Below are 21227 nucleotides of genomic sequence, written 5' to 3'. Positions count from 1 at the left end.
ATTGCGTCTGTTGTTACCCGACCCCTTTAACGCCATGCCTTGGGCGGCATGGTCATGGGGCCTTATTCTTGAAGCGTATCGGACGAGGCGGCTCAGTGCGCCTCGTCCCAGTTCTGGGCGGCCCGGGCCTCCACCTTGAGCGGAACGCGGAGGTTCAGGGCCGGCAAGGCCGCATCCTCCATGATCGAGGTGATCACCGGAATGGCGCGCGTGACATCCTCGTCCTCGACTTCGAAGATCAGCTCGTCATGCACCTGCAGCAGCATGCGCACGCGCGCCTCCAGCCCCGCCTCGACCAAGGCCGGCTCCATGCGCACCATCGCCCGGCGGATGATGTCGGCGGCCGAACCCTGGATCGGCGCATTGATCGCCGCGCGCTCGTTGAAGGCGCGCATCGACGGATTGGACGAGCGGATCTCGGGATAATGCGCCCGGCGGCCGAAGATGGTTTCGACATAGCCGTTCTCGCGGGCAAAGGCCTTGGTCGCCTCCATATAATCTCGAATGCCGGGGAAGCGCTCGAAATAGCGCTTGATGTAATCGCCTGCTTCGCTTCGCTCGATCGACAGCTGGTTGGCGAGGCCGAAGGCGGAGATGCCGTAGATGATGCCGAAATTGATCGCCTTGGCGCGGCGGCGGATCTCGCTCGGCATGCCGTCCACCGGCACGCCGAACATTTCCGACGCGGTCATCGCGTGAATGTCGATCCCGTCGGCGAAGGCCTGGCGCAGCTGCGGGATCTCGGCGACATGGGCGAGCACGCGCAGCTCGATCTGGCTGTAATCGGCCGAGATCAGCTTGTGGCCCGGCGTGGCGATGAAGGCCGTGCGGATCTTGCGGCCTTCGGCCGTGCGGATCGGAATGTTCTGCAGGTTCGGCTCGGAGGAGGAGAGCCGGCCCGTGGTGGTGGCAGCCATCGCGAAGGAGGTGTGTACCCGATGGGTCTCAGGATGCACGAAGCTTGGCAGCGCATCCGTATAGGTTGATTTCAGCTTGGTCAGCTGGCGCCAGTCGACGATCTTGCGCGGCAGCTCATGACCGGCCGCCGCCAGATCTTCCAGCACCTGGGCCGAGGTCGACCATTGGCCGGTGCGCGTCTTCGAGGCGCCGGGAAGCCCCATGCGGCCGAAGAGAATATCGCCGAGCTGCTTGGGGCTTCCGATATTGAAGCTTTCGCCGGCCAGCGCATAGATCTCGTGCTCGAAAGCGGCGGCCTTCTGCGCCAGCTCGCCTGACAGCCGCGACAGGATCTGGCGGTCGATCGAGATGCCGCGCGCCTCCATATCGGCCAGCACCGGCACCAGCGGCCGCTCCAGCCGCTCATAGACCGTGTTCAGCCGCTTGGCCGCCAGGCGTGCCTTCAGCACGAACCAGAGCCTGAGCGTGACGTCGGCATCCTCGGCCGCGTAGGCCGTGGCACGGTCAATCGGCACATGGTCGAAGGTGACCATGGATTTGCCGCTGCCGGCGACATCCTTATAGGCAATCGGCTGGTGATTGAGCCAGCGCTCGGACAGCACATCCATGCCATGATTGCCGGCGCCGGCATCGGTGACATAGGACATCAGCATAGTGTCATCGAAGCCGCGCAGGGTCACACCATGGCGCTTCATGACGAGATAGTCGTATTTCAGGTTCTGAGCGACCTTCAGCACCGTCTCGTCTTCGAGCAGGGTCTTCAGCGCTCCCAGCGCCTGACCCACCGGGATCTGGCCCTCGACCATGCCGCCGCCCAGAAGATCGCCCAGACCCTGCTTATGCAAGAGCGGCACATAGGCGGCGCGGATCGCCAGGCCTGAAGGGTCGGCGGCGAGATCGGCATAGGCCAGCGAGAAGCCGACGAGATCGGCGCGCATGGCGTCGAGCGAATTGGTCTCGGTGTCGAAGGCGACCACGCCGCTGTCGCGCGCAGCCGCGATGAAGGCTTCGAGCGCGGGCAGATCGCGCAGTGTCAGATAGGCCTCGCAGTCGATCTTGGCGGCGCCGAAAGCATTGGCGCGCTCGTCTGCCAGCCGCTCCGGCGTCAGCGCCGTTTCGACAGGCGAAGGCGGCTTGGCCGCGAAGACGGCGGCGGCATCCTCGGCGCTTTCGCCCGAAGCTGCGTTGGCCGGCGTGCCGCCTGCCCCGCCTTGCCCGGAGAGCTCGCCCTTGTCGAGGTCGGGCCCATGAGCGGCCGCGCCCCATTCCACCGGCACGCTCGCGGCCTCAACGGCCTCGGCATCGGTGTCCGTGGCGGCGGCGACGCGGCGCGTCAGCGTGGTGAATTCCATCGCCTTGAGGAAGGCGATCAGCTTCGGCCCGTCCTGCGGCTCGAGATGCAGCTCCTCCAGTGCCATCGGCACCGGCACGTCGTTCTTCAGCCGCACCAGCTCGCGCGAAAGGCGGGCAAGCTCCGCATTGCCGACGATGTTCTCGCGGCGCTTGGCCTGCTTGATCTCGCCGGCGCGCGACAGCAGCGTGTCGAGATCGCCGTAATCGGCGAGCAGCTGCGCCGCCGTTTTCGGCCCGATGCCAGGAATGCCCGGCACATTGTCGGTCGAATCGCCCGTCAGCGCCTGGAGATCCACCATCTTTTCCGGCGGCACGCCCCATTTCTCGATGACTTCGGCAATGCCGATCTGCTTGTCCTTCATGCTGTCATACATCGACACGCAAGATGTCACGAGCTGCATCAGGTCCTTGTCGGAGGAAACGATGGTGACATCGCCGCCGGCCTCTTCGGCCAGCCTGGCATAGGTGGCGATCAGGTCGTCCGCCTCGAAGCCTTCCATCTCGATGCAGGGCAGGTTGAAGGCGCGGGTCGCATGGCGGATCAGCCCGAATTGCGGCACCAGCTCTTCGGGCGGCGCGGTGCGATTGGCCTTGTACTGGTCATAAAGCGCATTGCGGAAGGTCTTGGAGGAATAGTCGAAGATCACCGCGAAATGCGTCGGCGTCACGCCAACGGAGGTATCGCGGGCATCGGTCAAAAGCTTCCACAGCATGTTGCAGAAGCCGGAGACCGCATTGACCGGCAGGCCATCGGATTTCCGGGTCAAGGGCGGGATGGCGTGGAAGGCGCGGAAGATGAAGCCCGAACCGTCGACGAGGAAGAGGTGATCGCCTTTTTTCATAGGCGCAAGGGATAGCGCGATGGCGGCCAAAGGTCCATTGCGAGGCTCTCTCCGCCCCCTTATAATTGCGCTGAACGGAGGCCCATGCCAGCCCGAGGCGCCATGCCGCGCCTGGGATTTGCAAGCCTGTCCGCATCTCCAGACGCTTGGTGTAAACGGCCCGCATGACCAAAATCGACATTCTCGGCAGGTATCTTGTCGCTGCCGGCCTCGCCTGCCTCGTCGGCCTCGTCTCGATTTGGCTGGGCGATCCGCCAAGCCTGGTCTTTCACAAGATGCTGTTTACGCCCGTCTTCCTCTTGGCGAGCCACGGCTTGCGAAGCCTTTTTCCAGAGGCCAATGACGGCAAACGCGGCTTGATCGCCACGATCGAGCTTCAGCTGCTCACGGCCGGGCTGCTGGCAGCCTTCGTGCTGTTCATCGGGCCTTTCGAGCGCACGGACGCCAGCAAGCTGTTTGAGCTTTTCGCGCTGTTCACGCTGGTTCTGGCCAGTGTCAATCTGGTGCTTGGCCATATCAAGCGAGACGACAAGCCCTAGCGGCCTTGGGAGGCTCGGGCCTTGTCTTTTCCAGCCCGGCCAAGCGGCCGGTGCAAGCCGGCAGGGCGGCCTGCGCACATCACGGAAAGCTTACGAATTTGTAATCGAGTTCCGGCCGCCAAATCCTTGAATTGCCACAATTCCACGCGCAAATCCTCCTCGTGGACGGCAGCCGAAACGCCGTCCCGATCCTGATCAGCGGCTCCGTCCCCCGCCGCGATCCGGGTCCGAGGCGCCCTTTAGGCCTATCCCCTCTCCGGGCCCCGGCCGCCTCATCCTAAAACCGCCATGGCGCCGCCTCTGCCATGGCGGTTTCCGTTTGTCCGGATATCGCCTCATCCGGCGGCGCGAGTATTTTCCAGATCGCGAAAATTCCAGGCTTTTGATCCACGAGCATTTAACACATAATCGATAGCCTGTTTTTCAGGGCGGCGATGACGTGCGGCGCTCGAATGATCGCCTGCCGTCGATCGGGATCTGGCTGGCCTTTGCGGCCTTGGGCTTGAACCTTCTCGACATCAAACGCCATGCGGATGGAGGGCAAAGCCATGGCTGGATGTCCAGCGTTTCGCCTCCGCCGAAAGCCCGAGGGCACTGCCCCATGCCGCTGATGCCATGACCTTCAAGCGCTCACATTCCGCAACCTATCTGGCCGGTCTCCTGGCGCGCAATCTTGCCCGCGCGCTGCAGGAGCGCGCCCGGGCTCTCGGCTTCGCGCCCGGACAGTTTCCGGTGCTGCTGGAACTTTGGAGCGAGGAAGGGCTGACGCAGAAGCAGCTCGTCGATCGTCTCGATGTCGAGCAGGCGACGCTGGCCAACACGCTCTCGCGCATGGAGCGCGACGGGCTGGTGGAGCGCCGGCCTCATCCCAGCGACCGCCGCGCCCAGCTGATCTATCTGACCGAACGCGCACGGGCGATGGAGGACCAGGCCAAGCAGGCGGCCGAGGAGGCCGACGCCGCCGAACTCGCCGGCCTGCGCCGCTTCGAGCGCGAGCTGATGATCGAATACATGCGCCAAGCCATCGAACGCGCCCCGCAGAAATAGTAGACCCGTAGAAATAGACGGGCATGGCGGGAAAGCGGTTTCCTCGCCGGGCCGAGATGTGTACTCCAAGGGCATGGCTGCCTTCCGACAACGCCAGAGGCTTGGGACAGGCGGCCGGCGCCATTTGCCGCCCTGCCGGCCGCATGCCAGCGGCCCCTGCGGTGGCCGCTGAAGGAGACACGCATGGCAGACCTGACCCCCGCCCTGAAACTGGCCGATGACGGACTGGCAAATAGCCTGGACCGGCTTTTCGAGCTTTTGCGCATCCCCTCCATTTCCACCGATCCCGCCTACAAGGCCGACTGCCGCCGCGCCGGAGATTGGCTGGTGGCAGAGCTGACCTCCCTTGGCTTTGATGCGCGGCTCGATGACACGCCCGGCCACCCAATGGTGCTGGCCAAGGATCATTCGGCCGGCGCGTCCACCCCGCATGTGCTGTTTTATGGCCATTACGATGTCCAGCCGGTCGATCCGCTGGAACTGTGGGAGGCGCCGCCTTTCGAACCGGCGCTGAAGGAAATCGCACCGGGCAAGACGGTGATCACCGGCCGTGGTACCTCTGACGACAAGGGCCAGCTGATGACCTTCGTGGAGGCCTGCCGCGCCTTGAAGGCGGCCCATGGCCAGCTGCCCTGCCGCGTCACGATCCTCTTCGAAGGCGAAGAGGAATCCGGCTCGCCCTCGCTCAAGCCCTATCTCGAAGCCCATGCGGGAGACCTCAAAGCAGACTATGCACTGGTCTGTGACACCAGCATGTGGAACCCCGAGACGCCGGCGATCGCAGCCGCGTTGCGCGGCTTGGTGGGCGAGGAAGTGATGATCGAAGCGGCAGACCGGGATCTTCATTCCGGCATGTTCGGCGGCGCGGCTGCCAACCCCATCCGCGTGCTGTCGACGATTCTGGCCGGCCTGCATGACGAAACCGGCCGCGTTACCCTGCCCGGTTTCTATGACGGCGTCGAAGAAACGCCGAGCCAGATCAAGGCCTCCTGGGAAACGCTTGGCGAAACCTCGGAGAAATTTCTGGGCGAGGTCGGCCTTTCCGTTCCCTCGGGCGAAAAGGGCCGCTCGGTTCTGGAGCTGGTCTGGGCCCGCCCCACGGCCGAAATCAATGGAATCACTGGCGGCTATACGGGTGATGGCTTCAAGACCGTCATCGCGGCCAAGGCCAGTGCCAAGGTTTCCTTCCGCCTGGTCGGAAGCCAGGATCCGCAGGCGATCCGCAAGGCCTTCCGTGCCTATGTGGAGGCCAGCCTGCCGGCCGATTGCAAGGCGCATTTCCATGAACACGGCGCCTCGCCGGCGATCCAGCTGCCCTATGATTCGGCACTTCTGCAATCCGCCAAGGCGGCGCTTTCGGACGAATGGCCGAAGCCAGCCGTGATCATCGGCATGGGCGGGTCGATCCCGATCGTCGGCGACTTCCAGCGCATGCTCGGCATGGACTCGCTGCTCGTCGGTTTCGGCCTGTCGGACGATCGCATCCACTCGCCCAACGAGAAGTATGCGCTGACCTCGTTCCACAAGGGCATCCGCTCCTGGATCCGCATTCTCGACGCGATCGGCCAGCAGTCCTGACGTTTGATCCCTGCGTTTGCCGGCCAACCCGCAAGCGCTCTCGTTGAACGCGAGATATCGCCGACCGTCGCGCCATGCCGGTCGGCTGTTTCCTCTGGCCACTGAAGCGGGCGCATCGAGCCCGCCCGCTCACCGTCTTTCGCATCGTGACAGCGTCTTCACGGCTGTTTTGATGCGCGCGGCCTTGACCCGATGTCTTGCACAGGGCCATCATCGCGCCATGAGCTTGATCCCGCGCAGAGATTCCCTGCGGACCGCCGCTGTCCGCCTCAAGCCCGCCCCCCATGCTGCCTGTGTCAGCGGCAGGCCGCTGACGCCTCCTCCGGTCAGCCTCAAGCGGAGGTGGAGGGTGTCACGCCCCTGCCAGACGGACCGGGAAAGCTGGGCCAGCGCCGGCGCGTTGCTGCCAGCCTCTGATGCGCGCAAGCCCGCATGAAAACGCTCCAGTCCTTCTTCTGGCCTGCCATCGGCCTCCTGGCGATCGGCTTTTCGCTTTACGGACTGGTCCATGAGCTGCGCGATCTCTCGGCGGCGGAGTTCATGGCCAGCATCGAGGCGGTGACGCTGCGCAGCTGGATCCTGGCCGGCGCTTCAACGCTGGTGGCCTATGCGGCGCTCGCAGCCTACGATCATCTGGCGCTGGAGCATCTGGGTCGGCGCATCGCGCTTTCCTTCATCACCATCTGCTCCTTTACGGCCTATGCGCTGTCGCACACCATCGGCGCGTCGGTCTTCTCCGGCGCGGTGGTGCGTTATCGCGCTTATGGCTCCAAGGGCTTGAGCGCGGGCGAGACAGGCATTCTCGTCGCCTTCTGCTCGATGACCTTCGCGCTCGGCACGCTGATGCTCTCGGCCATTGTGCTTCTGATCGAGCCGGAGATCACGCTGCGCTTCGCCAGCTTCCTGCCCGAGGGCCTGTCGATCACCACCGCCTTCCTGATCCTGGGCGGCATCGCGCTCTATCTCGCCGGCAGCTTGATCGGCTTTCGGCCGATCCAGACGCGCTGGCTGAAGCTACAATACCCAAAGCCCTCGCTTGCGCTGCGCCAGCTGCTCATCGCCCCAGTAGAGCTGATCGGCGCAGCGGCGATCATCTATTTCGCCCTGCCGGTGGACAACAATCCAGGCTATCTGGTGATTCTCGGCGTCTTCCTCGCCTCGTTTTCAGCAGCCTTGCTCTCGCATGCGCCCGGCGGGATCGGCGTTCTCGAGCTTCTGTTCATCAGCGCGCTGCCGGAGCTGAACCCAGCCGATGTTCTGGCCGCACTGGCGATCTTCCGGCTTTTCTATCTCATCATTCCCTTCCTGCTCGCGCTCGTCGTCGTCGTCATTTTCGAACGCCAGCAATTTCTCGCGCGCCGCCGCCAAGGCCTCTGACCGAAGCACGAAGCGTTCGTTCCAGTGTTAAAATTTTCTGACGGAAGAGGTGGAACGAAGAGCCTCGCCGGCCATTCTTTTTCCTGCCAGGGCCGATCAACGGCTGCGTCACACAAGGAGAACGACAATGGCAAATCAGGGTGGAAGCCACGAACAGCACGTCAATGCCGGCAAGCAGAGCCACAAGAATTCGGGCAGCAAGCAGGCCGCGGCCATGGACGACATGTCCTCGTCCAAGTCCGCTTCTTCCAAGTCCGAGTCTGGCAAATCGGCTGCCGCCAAGTCGTCTTCCGGCAAGCAGGGCGGCTCGCATGAGCAGCACGTCAACGCCGGCAAGCAGAGCCACAAGAATTCGCACTAAAGGCCTGTTGCGCAGACCTGCATAGCGGCGCTGCGAGCACGACGGCATAACGGCGAATGCTGAAGCGAAAGAGCGAATTCGACAGGATCGCAGTACGCTTCGGTCATAACCGATACCACCCCAGAACCTTCCTCGGCGGCCAAACCGTCAGGGAAAGTTTCGGGGCGGAGCAAGGGCGCATCCGGTCCGTCGCTGGTCCGGATGCGCTCTTTTTCATGGTAGAGACCCTTCATCGCTCCACGCCTAGATCGGCTGCGCCGAATTGCGGCCTTGCCTTCACCCGTCCCGGCTTTTACATCTCGCGGGCTTCTTTTGACGGACAGGCGAAAGGCTTTCTCGATGGCGAAAATCACCCGCGTCGCAGTGCAGATGGATCATGTCTCGACGATCAACATCGCGGGCGACTCGACCTTCGCCATGAGCCTGGAGGCGCAGGCACGCGGCTACCAGCTATTCCATTACACGCCGGACAAGCTGTCGCTGCGCGATGGCAAAGTTTATGCGACCGTCCAGCCGATGGTGCTGCGCGATGTCAAGGGCGATCACTTCACCCTCGGCGAGGCCGAGCGGCTGGATCTGTCGACCATGGATGTGGTGCTGCTGCGCCAGGATCCGCCCTTCGACATGGCTTACATCACCTCCACCCACCTGCTGGAGCGCATCCATCCGAAGACGCTGGTGGTTAACGATCCGGCCTGGGTGCGCAATTCGCCGGAAAAGATCTTCGTCACCGAATTTGCCGACCTCATGCCGACGACGCTGATCACCCGTAATCCGGCCGAAATCGCCCGCTTCCGCCAGGAGATGGGCGACATCATCCTCAAGCCGCTCTATGGCAATGGCGGCGCCGGCGTCTTCCATTCCACCCGCGACGACCGCAACATGACCTCGCTGCTTGAAATGTTCTCGCAGATGTTCCGCGAGCCTTTCATTGCCCAGCAATATCTGCCTGATGTGCGCAAGGGCGACAAGCGCATCCTGCTGGTGGATGGCGAGGCTGTGGGCGCGATCAACCGCGTGCCGGCAGAGCATGACAGCCGCTCCAACATGCATGTCGGCGGCCGGGCGGAGGCGACCGAACTGACCGCCCGCGAGCGCGAGATCTGCGCCCGCATCGGCCCGTCGCTGCGCGAGCGTGGCTTCCTGCTCGTCGGCATCGATGTCATCGGCGACTATATGACCGAGATCAACGTGACCTCGCCCACCGGCATTCGCGAGGTCAAGAAATTCGGTGGCGCCGATATCGCCAGCCTGCTCTGGGACGCGATCGAGCGCCGCCGGGTCTAGAGCATCGGACCGAAAAGTGGGAATCGGTTTTCGGAAAATCTGATGCGAAAACAAAAAAACTAGAGCGTCGGACTGCGTATGATTTTCAGTCCGATGCTCTGGCGCATCGGCCCCATCAGGTCGACAACACCGAGACGATGCTTGCGGGCACATGTCAAACTCGCGCATGCCGGATGACGTGCCATCATAGCCTGCCCGGCGTGATGCGAAATCCTTGAACCGCTTCTGTTCTCCCCACCACAACCCGTCACAACCAAGGAGAAGACCCAAGGCTGCGTCTGTTCGATTTCCGTTCTTGTTTCAAGACCGTCTTTATGAAAGACTTCTGTTATATCCCCGGTGATCCGATCACGGCCATGGCTTCATGCGGCGTGTTCGACGTGGCTTGGGATGAGAAGCAGGGTCGAGATCCTGACGGAGCGGATCATGGTAGCACGCGTGCGGACATTGGCCTTTCAGGGCATCGAGGGCCTGCCTGTCGATGTGCAGGTGATGGTGGCGCCTGGGCGCGTCGGCATGCAGATCGTTGGCCTTCCGGATAAGGCGGTGGCCGAAAGTCGGGAGCGCGTGCAATCCGCGCTGCATGCTTCAGGCCTCGCCCTGCCGGCCAAGAAGATCACGGTCAACCTTGCCCCCGCCGACCTGCCGAAGGAAGGCAGCCATTTCGACCTGGCGATTGCGCTCGGCCTGATGGCGGCGCTGGGTGCCATTCCGGGCGATGCGCTGGAGCCCTATATCGTGATCGGCGAGCTCAATCTCGATGGCACGATTGCCGATGTATCCGGCGCGCTGCCGGCTGCGATTGCGGCCAATGCCATGGACAAGGGCCTGATTTGCCCGGCGGGGTCCGGCCCTGAAGCGGCCTGGGCGGGAGAAGGCATCGACATTCTGGCGCCGCGCAGCCTGATCGCCCTCGCCAACCATTTTCGCGGTACGCAGACGATGGCACGCCCTGCCCCGGCTGTGCGTAAGTCGGCGGGCCCCCTGCCGGATCTTGCCGAGATCAGAGGGCAGGAAAGTGCCAAGCGGGCGCTGGAGGTCGCGGCGGCTGGCGGGCACAATCTGCTCATGGTCGGGCCGCCCGGCTCCGGCAAGTCGATGCTGGCCGCCCGCCTGCCCTCGATCCTGCCGCCGCTCACCCCTGCCGAGCTTTTGGATGTGTCGATGATCCATTCGGTGGCCGGGCAATTGGCCGAAGGCAAGCTGACCGACCGCCGCCCCTTCCGCGCGCCTCATCATTCCGCCACCATGGCTGCGCTTGTCGGCGGGGGCCTGCGCGCCAAGCCGGGCGAGGCGTCGCTTGCCCATCACGGCATTCTCTTTCTCGATGAACTGCCGGAATTCTCGCCGACCGTGCTCGATGCCCTGCGACAGCCGCTGGAAACGGCCGAATGCGTGATCGCGCGCGCCAATCACCGCGTCACCTATCCCGCCGCCATCCAGCTGATCGCCGCTATGAACCCTTGCCGCTGCGGCATGGCCGGCGAGCCGGGGCATCAATGCGCACGCGGGCCCCGCTGCGCGGCCGATTATCAGGCCCGGCTTTCCGGCCCTTTCCTTGACCGGATCGATATGCGCATCGATGTGCCGGCGGTCTCCGCCGCCGATCTGATCCGCCCCGCCGCGGCCGAATCAAGCGCCACGGTCGCCGCCCGCGTGGCGGCAGCCCGCGCGCGACAGGCCGAGCGCGCCGCCCATTTCGGCTTTTCCCCTGCGCTCAGCAATGCCCGGCTTTCCACCACCCTGGTCGAGACCATCGCCGAGCCCGATGCGCCGGGGCTGGCGCTCCTGCGCGATGCCGCAGAGAGGATGAAATTCTCCGCACGCGGCTATCACCGGATCCTGAAGCTCGCGCGCACGCTTGCCGATCTCGATGGCCGCGCCACCGTCGGCCGCCTGCATCTGGCCGAAGCGATTTCCTACCGTCTGCCGGGCGAGCGGATGACGGCGGCGGCCTGATGATGGGCCTGCTTCAAGGGAAAGGCTGCGCAACCGGAGCGGTTTGCCACGCGTGACATCAGCGTCCGAGACGCGTCATCGCGTTTTGCAGACCGCTTCGAGCCTGTAACCATCAGGGTCGATCACGAAAGCAGCATAATAGCTGGGACCATAATGCGGGCGCAGTCCCGGCGCGCCATTGTCCTGACCGCCGGCAGCCAGCGCCGATGCATGAAAGGCGTCGACAGCCTTGCGGTCCGGCGCGGCGAAGGCCAGATGAAAGCCGGCACCTGGCGGATGCGCATCGTCGCTCTGCTTCAGTGCGAGCCGGTCACCCCCACCGGCCAAACCATAACCGACAGCCTGCCCTTCCTCACCCGGACGCAGATCCGACCAGACCCGCACATAGCCCAGCGGCACCAGCACAGCATCGTAGAAGGCGCTCGCGCGAGACACGTCGCGAACGCCAAGCGAGACATGATGCAGCATCGTCAGCTTCCTTGCTCAGGCTATCTCGATAAGCCGGCCCAGATGGATCAAAGCACGAGGCTCGAAAAAGGATGGCTTAGCCGCCCAGTCCATCGAACAGCGCCGTCGACAGATAACGCTCGGCGAAGGAGGGAATGATCACGACGATGGTCTTGCCGGCATTCTCCGGCCGCTGACCCACCTTGATGGCGGCGGACAACGCCGCGCCGGAGGAGATGCCGACAGGCACGCCTTCGAGCCGCGCCACGTGGCGGGCCGTCTCGATGGCATCCTGGCTCGCGATGGTGAGGACCTCGTCATAGATGCCGGTATCGAGAATGGCCGGCGCAAAGCCAGCGCCGATGCCCTGGATCTTGTGCGGGCCGGGCGTGCCGCCCGATAGGACAGGCGATTCGGCAGGCTCGACGGCGACGACGCGGATAGACGGCTTGCGGGCTTTCAACACCTGACCGCTGCCGGTGATCGTGCCGCCGGTGCCGATGCCCGAGACCAGAATATCGACCGCGCCCTCCGTGTCGTTCCAGATCTCCTCGGCCGTGGTGCGCCGGTGGATCTCGGGATTGGCGGGGTTTTCGAACTGCTGCGGGATGATCGCATCGGGAATGCTCGCCACCAGCTCCTCGGCCTTGGCAATCGCCCCCTTCATGCCCTTGGGCCCTTCGGTCAGCACCAGCTCGGCGCCAAGCAGCGCCAGCATCTTGCGCCGCTCGACCGACATGGTCTCGGGCATGGTGAGGATCAGGCGATAGCCCTTGGCGGCGGCGACGAAGGCAAGCGCAATGCCGGTATTGCCCGAGGTCGGCTCGATCAGCGTGGTGCGATCCGGCGCGATGCGCCCATCCGCTTCCAAGGCCTCGATCATGGCAACGCCAATCCGGTCCTTGACCGAAGCGATCGGATTGAAGAATTCGAGCTTGGCGAGCAGCGTCGCCCCGACATCATGCGCCTTCGCCAGCTTGTCGAGCCGCACCAAGGGCGTGTCGCCGATCGTCTCGGTGATCGAATTGTAGATGCGCCCGCGACCGGGTTTACGGTCCTGGGCCTGCTGGCGGGTGATGTCGGACATGATCGTCTTCCTGTGATGTATCTGATCGTAACCCTACGCCCTGGCTCCGATCCAGGCCAGTCGACAGCTGCCCATGCGTTGGCCGTCAGGAGAAAAATCGATCGATTGCAGGAGTTTGCGCGCAAGCGCATTTCTCGGTTCAGACGGCCGCTGCTCACCGCGCCGCGATGTAAGCGGCCGTTCCGGCAAGGATCCCGGCGGCGGAGCGGTTCAGCCGCTGCAGGGCGCGCGGCTTTTTCAGAAGCAGCCGGGCGCGCGAGGCGAGCAGGATATAAGGCAAGAGGACCACGAGCAGAACGGCGGCGGTGATCGCGACCAGGGTCAGATAATCGCTCAAGGTCACGTCGCGCAGCGAAATCAGGGTCGGCGCCAGCGCGACATAGAACAGCATGGTCTTGGGATTGCCGAGCGTCACCAGCAGGCCGGAGAGGAAGGACAGGCCCACATGCGGCACGCGCTCGGCTTCGATCGTCTGGCTGATCAGACCGACGGTCCAGAGCTTCCAGGCGATATAGAGCAGATAGAGCACGCCGAGGAATTTGATGATCAGGAAGGGCGTGGCGAAGTCCTGCGCGACATAAGCAAGGCCGAGCACGACGGCCGTCAGATAGGTGAGATCGCCGAGGATCAGGCCGAGACCCATGAAGAAGGTTGGGCGGAAGCCGGAACCGAGCGCGCGCGCCACGATGGCGGTGATGCCGGGGCCGGGAATAACGGCGGCGATGAACAGCGCGCCGGCATAGGCAATCAGACTGGTCAGGCTCATCGGATCATCCCCCCTTGCCCTTCATCAGGGGCCTTTCATTAGACCTCGATGGCATTGGCTTCAAGCGCGGCTTGCGCCTCAGACCCCGGTCGAGCCGAAGCCGCCCTTGCCGCGCGCGGTCTCGCCGGCCTGCGCCCGCTCTTCCAGCTGCGCCTGCGGCGACGGTGCGATCACCATCTGGGCGATGCGCATGCCGCGCTCGATGGTGAAGGGCTCCGCTCCGAGATTGATCAGGATCACCTTGACCTCGCCGCGATAATCGCTGTCGACCGTGCCGGGCGTATTGAGGCAGGTGATGCCATGGCGCGCGGCCAGGCCCGAGCGCGGTCGCACCTGGCCCTCGAAGCCTAAGGGGATCTCGAAGACAAAGCCGGTCGGCACCAAAGCGCGGGCCATGGGCTCAAGCACAAGAGGCGCATCCGCTTCCACCGCCGCGCGCAGGTCGAAACCGGCGGCACCCGCCGTCTCATAGGCCGGAAGGGGAAGCCCAGCCGCATGCGGCAGCCGCACAAGCCCGATCGTCTGCACCTCGCCCATGCCGTCACCATCCTTCTCACGCGTCTCAATCAGCCTCGTCAATTGCATATCGGCCGCCAAATCGCTAGATACGCGCCAACTCAAAGGATTTTCACATCATGGCTGAAACGCTTGCCGAGGCGGTTTCCCGCCGCCGCACCTTCGCGATCATCGCGCACCCGGACGCCGGGAAGACCACGCTCACCGAAAAGCTGCTGCTCTTCGGTGGTGCCATCCAGCTCGCCGGCGAGGTGAAAGCGAAGAAGGACCGGATCCAGACCCGTTCCGACTGGATGAAGATCGAGCGCGAGCGCGGCATCTCCGTCGTCACCTCGGTGATGACCTTCGAATATGACGGCAATGTCTTCAACATTCTCGACACGCCCGGCCACGAGGACTTTGCCGACGACACCTATCGCACGCTGACGGCGGTGGATGCGGCCGTCATGGTGATCGACGCCGCCAAGGGCATCGAGCCGCGCACGCTGAAGCTGTTCGAGGTCTGCCGCATGCGCGACATTCCGATCATCACCTTCATCAACAAGATGGACCGCGAAAGCCGCGATCCCTTCGAGATCCTCGACGAGGTGGAAGAGAAGCTGGCGCTGGACACGGCCCCGGTCACTTGGCCGATCGGCCGCTCAAAGACCTTTTGCGGCTCCTACAATCTGGCTGACAACACGGTGCGCGGCTCGGACACCGAGATCGTCGGCACCAAGGTCAATGGCCCCCAGGCAGTGGCCAGCCGCCTGCCGGAAAACGAGCGCGACGACTTCGTCAACGAGGTGGAGCTGGCGCGCGAGGCCTGCCGACCCTTCGACCGCCAGAGCTTCCTCGAAGGGCATATGACGCCGGTGTTCTTCGGCTCGGCACTCAGGAATTTCGGCGTGCGCGACCTGATCAATGCGCTCGGCGATTTCGCCCCGCCGCCGCGCGACCAGGTGGCCGATGTGCGCACCGTGCATGCGGCCGAGGAGAAGATGACGGCCTTTGTCTTCAAGATCCAGGCCAATATGGACCCCAACCACCGCGACCGCATTGCCTTTGCCCGCATTTGCTCCGGCAAGCTGGAACGCGGCATGAAGGCCCGTCTTGCCCGCACCGGCAAGCAGCTGGGCCTCACCGCGCCGCAATTCTTCTTCGCCTCGCAACGGCAACTGGCCGATACGGCTTTTGCTGGCGACGTGGTCGGCATTCCCAACCATGGAACGCTCAGGATCGGCGACACGCTGACCGAAGGCGAAGCGCTGGTGTTCCAGGGCGTGCCGAACTTCTCGCCCGAGATCCTGCGCCGCGTGCGGTTGGAGGATGCGATGAAGGCGAAGAAGCTGAAGGAAGCGCTGCAGCAGATGGCCGAGGAAGGCGTGGTCCAGCTCTTCTCGCCCGAAGACGGCTCGCCGGCGATCGTCGGCGTGGTCGGTGCGCTGCAGCTCGACGTCTTGAAGGAGCGGCTCTCGGCCGAATATGGCCTGCCGGTCTCCTTCGAAATCTCGCGCTTCTCCGTCTGCCGCTGGATTTCGGCCGACAAGCCTGAGGATCTCGACAAATTCGTCACCGCCCGCCGCGGCGACATCGCCCGCGATCTCGACGGCGACCCGGTCTTCCTGGCGCAGGACAGCTTCTCGCTGCGCTATGAGTCCGAACGCTATCCGGCGATCAAAATGGCCGCCATCAAGGAATATCACGTCGCCAAGGCGGCGTGATATCGCGCTTGCCGTACGCCTTTCAGGCTTGAGAAGCCGGCACCAGATCCTTGAGGAAATCGTCGCACCAGCGCGTCACATCGTGCTCCAGTAGGAAGTCCATCATGCCGCGCCAACGGGCACGGCGTTCTTCCCTGGGCATGGCAAGGCCGCGGGCGATCGCATTGGCCGTGCCTTCGATGTCGTAGGGATTGACGAGCAGCGCGCCGGAAAGCTCGCGCGCGGCGCCAGCAAAGCGTGAGAGCACCAGCACGCCGGGATCCTCCGGATCCTGCGCGGCCACATATTCCTTGGCCACCAAGTTCATGCCATCGCGCAAGGGCGTGACCAGGCCGATCTTGGCCATGCGATAGAGGCCGGCAAGAATCGGGCGTGAGATCGAGCGATTGATATAGCGGATCGGCACCCAGTCGACCTGGCCGAGCGCGCCATTGACGCGGCCGGCCTGCTCGGCCACCGTGCGCTGCATCGCCTCATATTCCGGCACTTCCGAGCGCGATTTCGGGGTGATCTGCAGATAGGTGACCTTGCCCTGCTGCTCGGGATTGTCTTGGACGAAGCGCTCGAAGGCATCGATGCGCTGGGTGATGCCCTTGGAATAATCCAGCCGATCGACGCCGATGATCAGGTCGCGCCCCTCGATGCTCTCACGTGCCTTCTTCACCATGGAATGGCTGGCCGATTTCTGCGCGAATTTGGCGAAGGCCGCAGTCTCGATGCCGATGCCATAGGCCGCGCCCTTGAAGCGGCGGCCATGGGAAGAAAAGACGCCATCGCCCAGGGCCTCGCCGATGCCTTCGCGCTTCAGCCCGCCGGCGAAATTCTCCAGGTCATGATCGGTCTGGAAGCCGATCACATCATAATGGGAGAGGCCGCGCATGATCTCCTCATGCACCGGCATGGCGAAGAGCACGTCGGCCGGCGGCCAGGGGATGTGCAGGAAGAAGCCGATACGGTTCCTGAACCCCATCTGGCGCAGTTCGGCGGCCAGCGGGATGAGGTGATAATCATGCACCCAAATGATGTCGTCCTCTTCCAGCATCGGCGCCAGGCGCTGGGCGAAGAAGCGGTTGACGCGGAAATAGCCGGCCATTTCCTTGCGGCCATATTCCGCGAGATCGAGCCGATAATGGCAGATCGGCCAGAGCACGCGGTTGGCAAAGCCGTGATAATATTCCTCGACATCGGTCTTGGTCAGGTCGGTCAGCGCATAGGTGATCTTGCCGCGCTCTTTCAGGTCCAGCGGGCCCGGCTCCTCCTCGCCGCTCGAATTGCCAGACCAGCCCATCCAGATGCCACCGCGCTCTTCCAGCGCGGCCTGGAGCGCCACGGCAAGCCCGCCGGCAGGGGCCGCACCCGAGCGCTCGGGAATGGAAACACGATTGGAAACGATGACGAGACGGCTCATACGGGATGATCCTTTCTTCGGGAGCGCCTTGCGCAAGCAAACCCGGGCAAAGGGCACTCCAGTCTGTTCTCAAGACCCTGCCGGGGGCGGCAGGATCAGGCGATGATCGTCGGGGCTTGAGAACCAAAACCGTCCGATGGTCTCAAGCCAGCCTGGCCGAACCGCCAATCACGCATCGGCCAGCGTGCGCAGGGCGTTGCGCAGAAGCGTAACGGAGGCGATGCAGCTATCCGCCGTGGTGTCGGCAACCGGCTGACCCACACGAATGGCCCTGCCGCCAAGCGACTTGGCCACACGAAACATTGCCTCGTCGGTGATGTCGTCGCCGATCGCCAGCGGCTTGCGCCCGGAAAAAGGCGGCGTTTTCAGGAAGGTGGAGACGGCATGGCCCTTGCTGGCGCTGGCAGGACGCAGCTCCACCACCATCTTGCCGCGCTGAAGCGTCCAGTCACCGCCGATTGTGCGGGCGGCCTCGTCCATCAGCCTTTCCACGGCCTGATGATGTTCCGGCGCCTGGCGATAGTGGGCGGCCACGGCGGCGCCCTTGTCCTCGATCAGCACGCCTCGCAGCCCGGACGCCTCGGTCTTCAGCCGACCCTTCAGTGCCTCCAGCGCCGGCGTGGTTTCGGCGCGCTGCAGGCGGCCATCCGCCAAGCGCAGCTCGGCGCCATGCAGGCCGGCTATGGGCAGAGTGAGGCCGGGAAAGAGCGCGCTGGCAAAATCGAGCGAGCGGCCGGTGACAAGCGCCAGTGCCCCGCCAAGCCGGCGAGAGGCCTTGGCAAGAAGATCGGGCAGATCCGGCGGCACGACGATCGCCTCCGGCGTCTCAGCCAGGTCGAGCAGCGTGCCGTCAATATCGAGAAACAGCGCCCAGGCCTCAGGCCGGGCGATCAGGTCGGCGAAAAGCGGCGGGTCCTTGACCATGTCGGACCCGGTCGTATCGCGGAAGGGAATGTCGTCATCGGGCAGCATGCGCCCTTATCTAGGCCGCAGCCGCCCGAAGAAAACCCCTTGATGACACGCCTAGCACATCCTGCGCGGCGCTCTCAGGGCCAATGCGTCAGTCGGCCGGCTGACCGACGATGCGCAAGCCGTCCGCGCCGACCTCGACCGAGAGGCCGACATAGCCTGGAATGGCCGGATGGCTGGTCTCGAAAGGATGGTCATGCGTTGCGGTGATGACGACGACATCGCTGCCGGCACGCTCGCCCGCCAGAACCCCGGCCGGAACATCTTCGAAGACGAGGCAGTCGGCGGGAGCGACACCCAGCCGTTCTGCCCCGAGCCTGTAGCAATCCGGGGCCGGCTTGCCTTGGGTGACATCCTCGGCCGTCACCAGCGTGAGGGGCGGCGTGACACCGGCAGCCTTGAGACGGGCAAAGGCCAGCGCGCGCGGCGAGGAGGTGACGATTGCCCAGCGGTCGGCAGGCAGGCCCTTGAGAAAATCGATGGCGCCGGGGATCGGCACCACACCTTGCGTATCCTCGATCTCTTCCTGCGTGATCCGTGCAGCCTCAGCGGCGGGATCGACGCCAGGCAGGTTCAGCTCGGAGATCGTGTCGATGCCGCGCTTGCCGTGCATGGTCGGCAGGAACGCCTGGACATCCAGCCCATTGCGCTCGGCAAAGCGGCTCCAGACACGCTCGGCGGCGGCAATGGAATTGATCAGCGTACCATCCATGTCGAACAGAAAGGCGCGATAGCTGCGCGCGGCGAGCGGGCGCGAGGGGGCATCGGTCACGGGGATCAGACTCCTGGGGCTTGTTGGGCGGGGTCGAAAGAGGCGGGCGACGGCGCATTGCCTTGATTCGCGAAAGGCAATGCGCCGCTTACAGCATCATGCGCCTTTAAACGCGCGATAATGCTGCGACATAGTCAATCTGCTGCACGATGACCTTCGATCGTTTCCAACCTTACGCTTCCTGCGGCAGTACGGACGGCGCCGTCGGTCAGGCACAGTCGTGCCGTCCTCCTCTACTGCATATTGGATGAATTCGAAATCGGTTCGATGCCGAAAACCGCGAGCCCGGCTTCACCGTGTCGCGAATGCGAGACGCACGCCCATCAGCGCGAAGGCAACCGCAAAGCTACGCCTCAGCCAGATGAGAAAGCCCGGTCGGCGTGTGAGAAGATCGCGCGCCGTGGCCGCGAAGGTGCCATAGGCGGCGAAGACAATAAAGGTCAGGCCCATGAAGGCGCCGCCGAGCAAAAGCAGATGCAACAGGGGCCTTGCTTCCGCCGAGTCGACGAATTGCGGCAGGAAGGCAAGAAAGAACAACGAGAGTTTGGGATTGAAGAGATTGAGGCCAATGGCCGTGAGGACAATGCGCACCGGGCCAAGGCCGGTTTCCGCCGACTGCACGCTCAGCGCCTCTTTGTCATGCCATGTCCGCCAGGCCATGACCAAGAGATAAATCACCCCGGCGATCTGCACGGCATGAAACAGGAGCGCGCTTGCCGCCAGCAAGGCTGCCAGACCAAGGCTGCCGGCAGCCATATGCGGCAGGATGCCGAGCATGCAACCGAAGGCAGCAGTCAGCCCAGCACGCAGACCGCCCTGAAGCCCGAGCGCCAGCGTATAGACGACGCCCGGTCCTGGCAGAAGCACAATCACGAGCGCGGTCAGAAAAAATTGTAAAGTCATGGATGGGTTCTCCTCAAGCACAATGCTGCGCAGACAAGCGCCTGAGAAGACAAGCGCTGCAGGCGCCGTCAGGTCTTGAAGGAAATTGCAGGGGCGCGGGCGGCCTGCTTTATCGTGACGCCGCGAAACGGCCAGGCGTCAAGCCGTAGGCACGGCTGAAGCTGCGCGTCATATGCGCCTGGTCGGCAAAGCCCGAGGCCAGTGCGGCTTCTGCCGCAGACTGGCCAGCCATCAGAAGCCGGCGCGCCTTTTGGAGCCGTCGCTGGATGAGATAGGCATGCGGCGTCAAGCCGGTCTCGGCGCTGAAAGCGCGCAGAAACTGAAAACGGCTGAGCCCGCTGGACGCAGCCAGCGCCGCAAGGCTATGGGCGATCTCCGGCGAATCGTCGATCGCCATTCGCGCCTGAGACAGCCTTGCTCCATGGCGCGACGGCGTCCGCAGGGCCCAGTTGCCCAGTTGCCCCAGCAGGAGCAAAAGCTGCTCCTCTGCTGCCATCGCCTCGCAATCGGGAGCAACAAAGTGGCGATAGAGTGCGGCGAAACGGGCTGCCGTCTCCACGCAGCTCAGCACCGGTGCCTCGAAACGATAATCGCAGCCGCTTCGGCCGGCAATCTCACGCGCGGCAGTGTCAAGCAAAGCCGGATCGAAATAGAGCATGCACCAATGCCGTCCGCTGCCGATCGGCGCGCCATCATGCACCTCGCCGGGATTGACTGTGATGACATCGCCGGCCACCGCCTCCACCGGCCCGCGCCCACTGGCGGATCGCTGCGCACCGGCAAGAATCAGCCCGATGCCATAATGTTCATGCATATGCCGGCCGAATACATGCGCGCTCTCCGCCTCAACCGCTTCGACGCCCTGAAGGCAGAGACTTTGCCGGCGAAATTCCTGATGGCGAAGCCGCCCCATGCCGGACCTCAATCGCGCGCACGGGCCGGCAGCCCGGCGATCCGGTCGAGCCATCCCACCGCATAGGCGCACCAGATCTGGTGGTTCGGGTTCAGGCTTTTGCGTTGGGCAATCCCGCCCCAGCGAATGCCGATGACATCGGCCTCTTCATCGACACCGGTCGTATAGATCGGCGACCCGCACTCCGCGCAGAACGCCTGGATGCGCGGCCGGCCATTGTCGCCGTGCTTGCGGTAGAGCCTGGGCTCCCCCGGTGATGCGGAAATCATCTGCCCTGGCCGTCACCGTCACTCGGAAAGCGGAGCCGGTCAGGCTTTGGCAATCGATGCAATGGCAGATCCCGACGCCATCAGGATCGACCTCCGCCTCATAGGCAATCGCACCGCAATGGCATCCACCGTCGATATGCATGAAGCCCTCCCTCGTGTCGAAGACGGGGAAGGCTAGACCAGATCGGCCGGGTGAACCAGCCTTGCCGGCCT

General features: G+C 64.1%; 19 protein-coding genes and 1 pseudogene. 8 read left to right on the top strand and 12 right to left on the bottom strand.

Annotated features, from left to right (window positions below):
• Positions 1–92 precede the first annotated feature (92 nt).
• Positions 93–3113 carry a DNA polymerase I gene (polA, locus tag BMX61_RS17980; protein WP_075625766.1) on the bottom strand — a complete coding sequence of 1007 codons (3021 nt, stop codon included), beginning with the start codon at positions 3111–3113 and terminating at the stop codon, positions 93–95.
• A gap of 164 nt (positions 3114–3277) precedes the next feature.
• Here polA and BMX61_RS17975 point away from each other — a divergent pair, with 164 nt between their 5' ends.
• A complete protein-coding gene (locus BMX61_RS17975) occupies positions 3278–3652 on the top strand; it encodes a hypothetical protein (protein ID WP_075625765.1) in 375 nt (124 codons plus the stop codon).
• Positions 3653–4049: 397 nt separating this feature from the next.
• Here BMX61_RS17975 and BMX61_RS24785 read toward each other — a convergent pair whose 3' ends face one another.
• Positions 4050–4202 (bottom strand): hypothetical protein, encoded by a 153-nt coding sequence (locus tag BMX61_RS24785; RefSeq protein WP_170854973.1) that lies wholly within the window; start codon positions 4200–4202, stop codon positions 4050–4052.
• 65 nt (positions 4203–4267) lie between these two features.
• Between BMX61_RS24785 and BMX61_RS17970 the strand changes: the two genes are divergently transcribed.
• The 6 genes from BMX61_RS17970 (at position 4268) to BMX61_RS17940 (ending at position 11261) form a co-directional block, all read left to right on the top strand.
• Complete coding sequence (locus BMX61_RS17970; protein WP_075625764.1) at positions 4268–4699, top strand: MarR family winged helix-turn-helix transcriptional regulator; 432 nt, start codon at positions 4268–4270, stop codon at positions 4697–4699.
• Between the two features lie 183 nt (positions 4700–4882).
• Entirely contained in the window at positions 4883–6277 is a 1395-nt protein-coding gene (locus tag BMX61_RS17965) for a M20/M25/M40 family metallo-hydrolase (RefSeq protein ID WP_075625763.1), read from the top strand.
• Positions 6278–6709: 432 nt separating this feature from the next.
• Positions 6710–7654, top strand: a complete 945-nt coding sequence (locus tag BMX61_RS17955) for a lysylphosphatidylglycerol synthase domain-containing protein (RefSeq protein ID WP_075625761.1) — start codon at positions 6710–6712, stop codon at positions 7652–7654.
• Between the two features lie 127 nt (positions 7655–7781).
• On the top strand, positions 7782–8015 hold the full coding sequence (locus BMX61_RS17950) for a hypothetical protein (protein WP_075625760.1): 234 nt from the start codon (positions 7782–7784) through the stop codon (positions 8013–8015).
• 339 nt (positions 8016–8354) lie between these two features.
• The gene (gene gshB, locus BMX61_RS17945; RefSeq protein ID WP_075625759.1) at positions 8355–9302 is read left to right on the top strand and encodes a glutathione synthase; all 948 of its coding nucleotides are present in this window, start codon (positions 8355–8357) and stop codon (positions 9300–9302) included.
• A gap of 426 nt (positions 9303–9728) precedes the next feature.
• A complete protein-coding gene (locus BMX61_RS17940) occupies positions 9729–11261 on the top strand; it encodes a YifB family Mg chelatase-like AAA ATPase (RefSeq protein WP_075625758.1) in 1533 nt (510 codons plus the stop codon).
• A 75-nt stretch (positions 11262–11336) separates the two neighbouring features.
• Here the strand turns inward: BMX61_RS17940 and BMX61_RS17935 are convergent, their stop codons facing one another.
• The 4 genes from BMX61_RS17935 to dut all read right to left on the bottom strand — a co-directional run bounded on the left by BMX61_RS17935 (position 11337) and on the right by dut (position 14098).
• Positions 11337–11729 (bottom strand): VOC family protein, encoded by a 393-nt coding sequence (locus BMX61_RS17935; RefSeq protein ID WP_075625757.1) that lies wholly within the window; start codon positions 11727–11729, stop codon positions 11337–11339.
• A 76-nt stretch (positions 11730–11805) separates the two neighbouring features.
• On the bottom strand, positions 11806–12795 hold the full coding sequence (gene cysK / locus BMX61_RS17930) for a cysteine synthase A (protein WP_075625756.1): 990 nt from the start codon (positions 12793–12795) through the stop codon (positions 11806–11808).
• 154 nt (positions 12796–12949) lie between these two features.
• Complete coding sequence (locus tag BMX61_RS17925; RefSeq protein WP_075625755.1) at positions 12950–13561, bottom strand: LysE family translocator; 612 nt, start codon at positions 13559–13561, stop codon at positions 12950–12952.
• 78 nt (positions 13562–13639) lie between these two features.
• Complete coding sequence (gene dut, locus BMX61_RS17920; RefSeq protein ID WP_075625754.1) at positions 13640–14098, bottom strand: dUTP diphosphatase; 459 nt, start codon at positions 14096–14098, stop codon at positions 13640–13642.
• A gap of 98 nt (positions 14099–14196) precedes the next feature.
• On the opposite strand from dut, the gene BMX61_RS17915 reads away from it, so the two are divergent.
• Positions 14197–15780 (top strand): peptide chain release factor 3, encoded by a 1584-nt coding sequence (locus tag BMX61_RS17915; protein WP_075625753.1) that lies wholly within the window; start codon positions 14197–14199, stop codon positions 15778–15780.
• A 22-nt stretch (positions 15781–15802) separates the two neighbouring features.
• Here the strand turns inward: BMX61_RS17915 and otsA are convergent, their stop codons facing one another.
• The 6 genes and pseudogenes from otsA to BMX61_RS17885 form a co-directional block, all read right to left on the bottom strand.
• Positions 15803–17188 (bottom strand): alpha,alpha-trehalose-phosphate synthase (UDP-forming), encoded by a 1386-nt coding sequence (otsA, locus tag BMX61_RS17910; RefSeq protein WP_075625752.1) that lies wholly within the window; start codon positions 17186–17188, stop codon positions 15803–15805.
• 168 nt (positions 17189–17356) lie between these two features.
• The gene (gene otsB, locus BMX61_RS17905) at positions 17357–18160 is read right to left on the bottom strand and encodes a trehalose-phosphatase (RefSeq protein ID WP_407703794.1); all 804 of its coding nucleotides are present in this window, start codon (positions 18158–18160) and stop codon (positions 17357–17359) included.
• Between the two features lie 88 nt (positions 18161–18248).
• Entirely contained in the window at positions 18249–18929 is a 681-nt protein-coding gene (locus BMX61_RS17900; protein ID WP_092742894.1) for an HAD family hydrolase, read from the bottom strand.
• A 291-nt stretch (positions 18930–19220) separates the two neighbouring features.
• Positions 19221–19832 carry a LysE family translocator gene (locus tag BMX61_RS17895; RefSeq protein WP_075625750.1) on the bottom strand — a complete coding sequence of 204 codons (612 nt, stop codon included), beginning with the start codon at positions 19830–19832 and terminating at the stop codon, positions 19221–19223.
• Between the two features lie 109 nt (positions 19833–19941).
• Positions 19942–20745, bottom strand: coding sequence for an AraC family transcriptional regulator (locus BMX61_RS17890; protein ID WP_075625749.1), 804 nt, complete (start codon positions 20743–20745; stop codon positions 19942–19944).
• 8 nt (positions 20746–20753) lie between these two features.
• Positions 20754–21156 (bottom strand): annotated as a pseudogene (locus BMX61_RS17885) (GFA family protein).
• Between the last annotated feature and the right edge of the window lie 71 nt (positions 21157–21227).

Origin of the sequence: Xaviernesmea oryzae, assembly GCF_900109605.1 — a bacterium.
GTDB lineage: Bacteria > Pseudomonadota > Alphaproteobacteria > Rhizobiales > Rhizobiaceae > Xaviernesmea > Xaviernesmea oryzae.
Note: the sequence above shows the minus strand (reverse complement) of the source record. Positions and strands in the feature narration are given on the sequence as shown.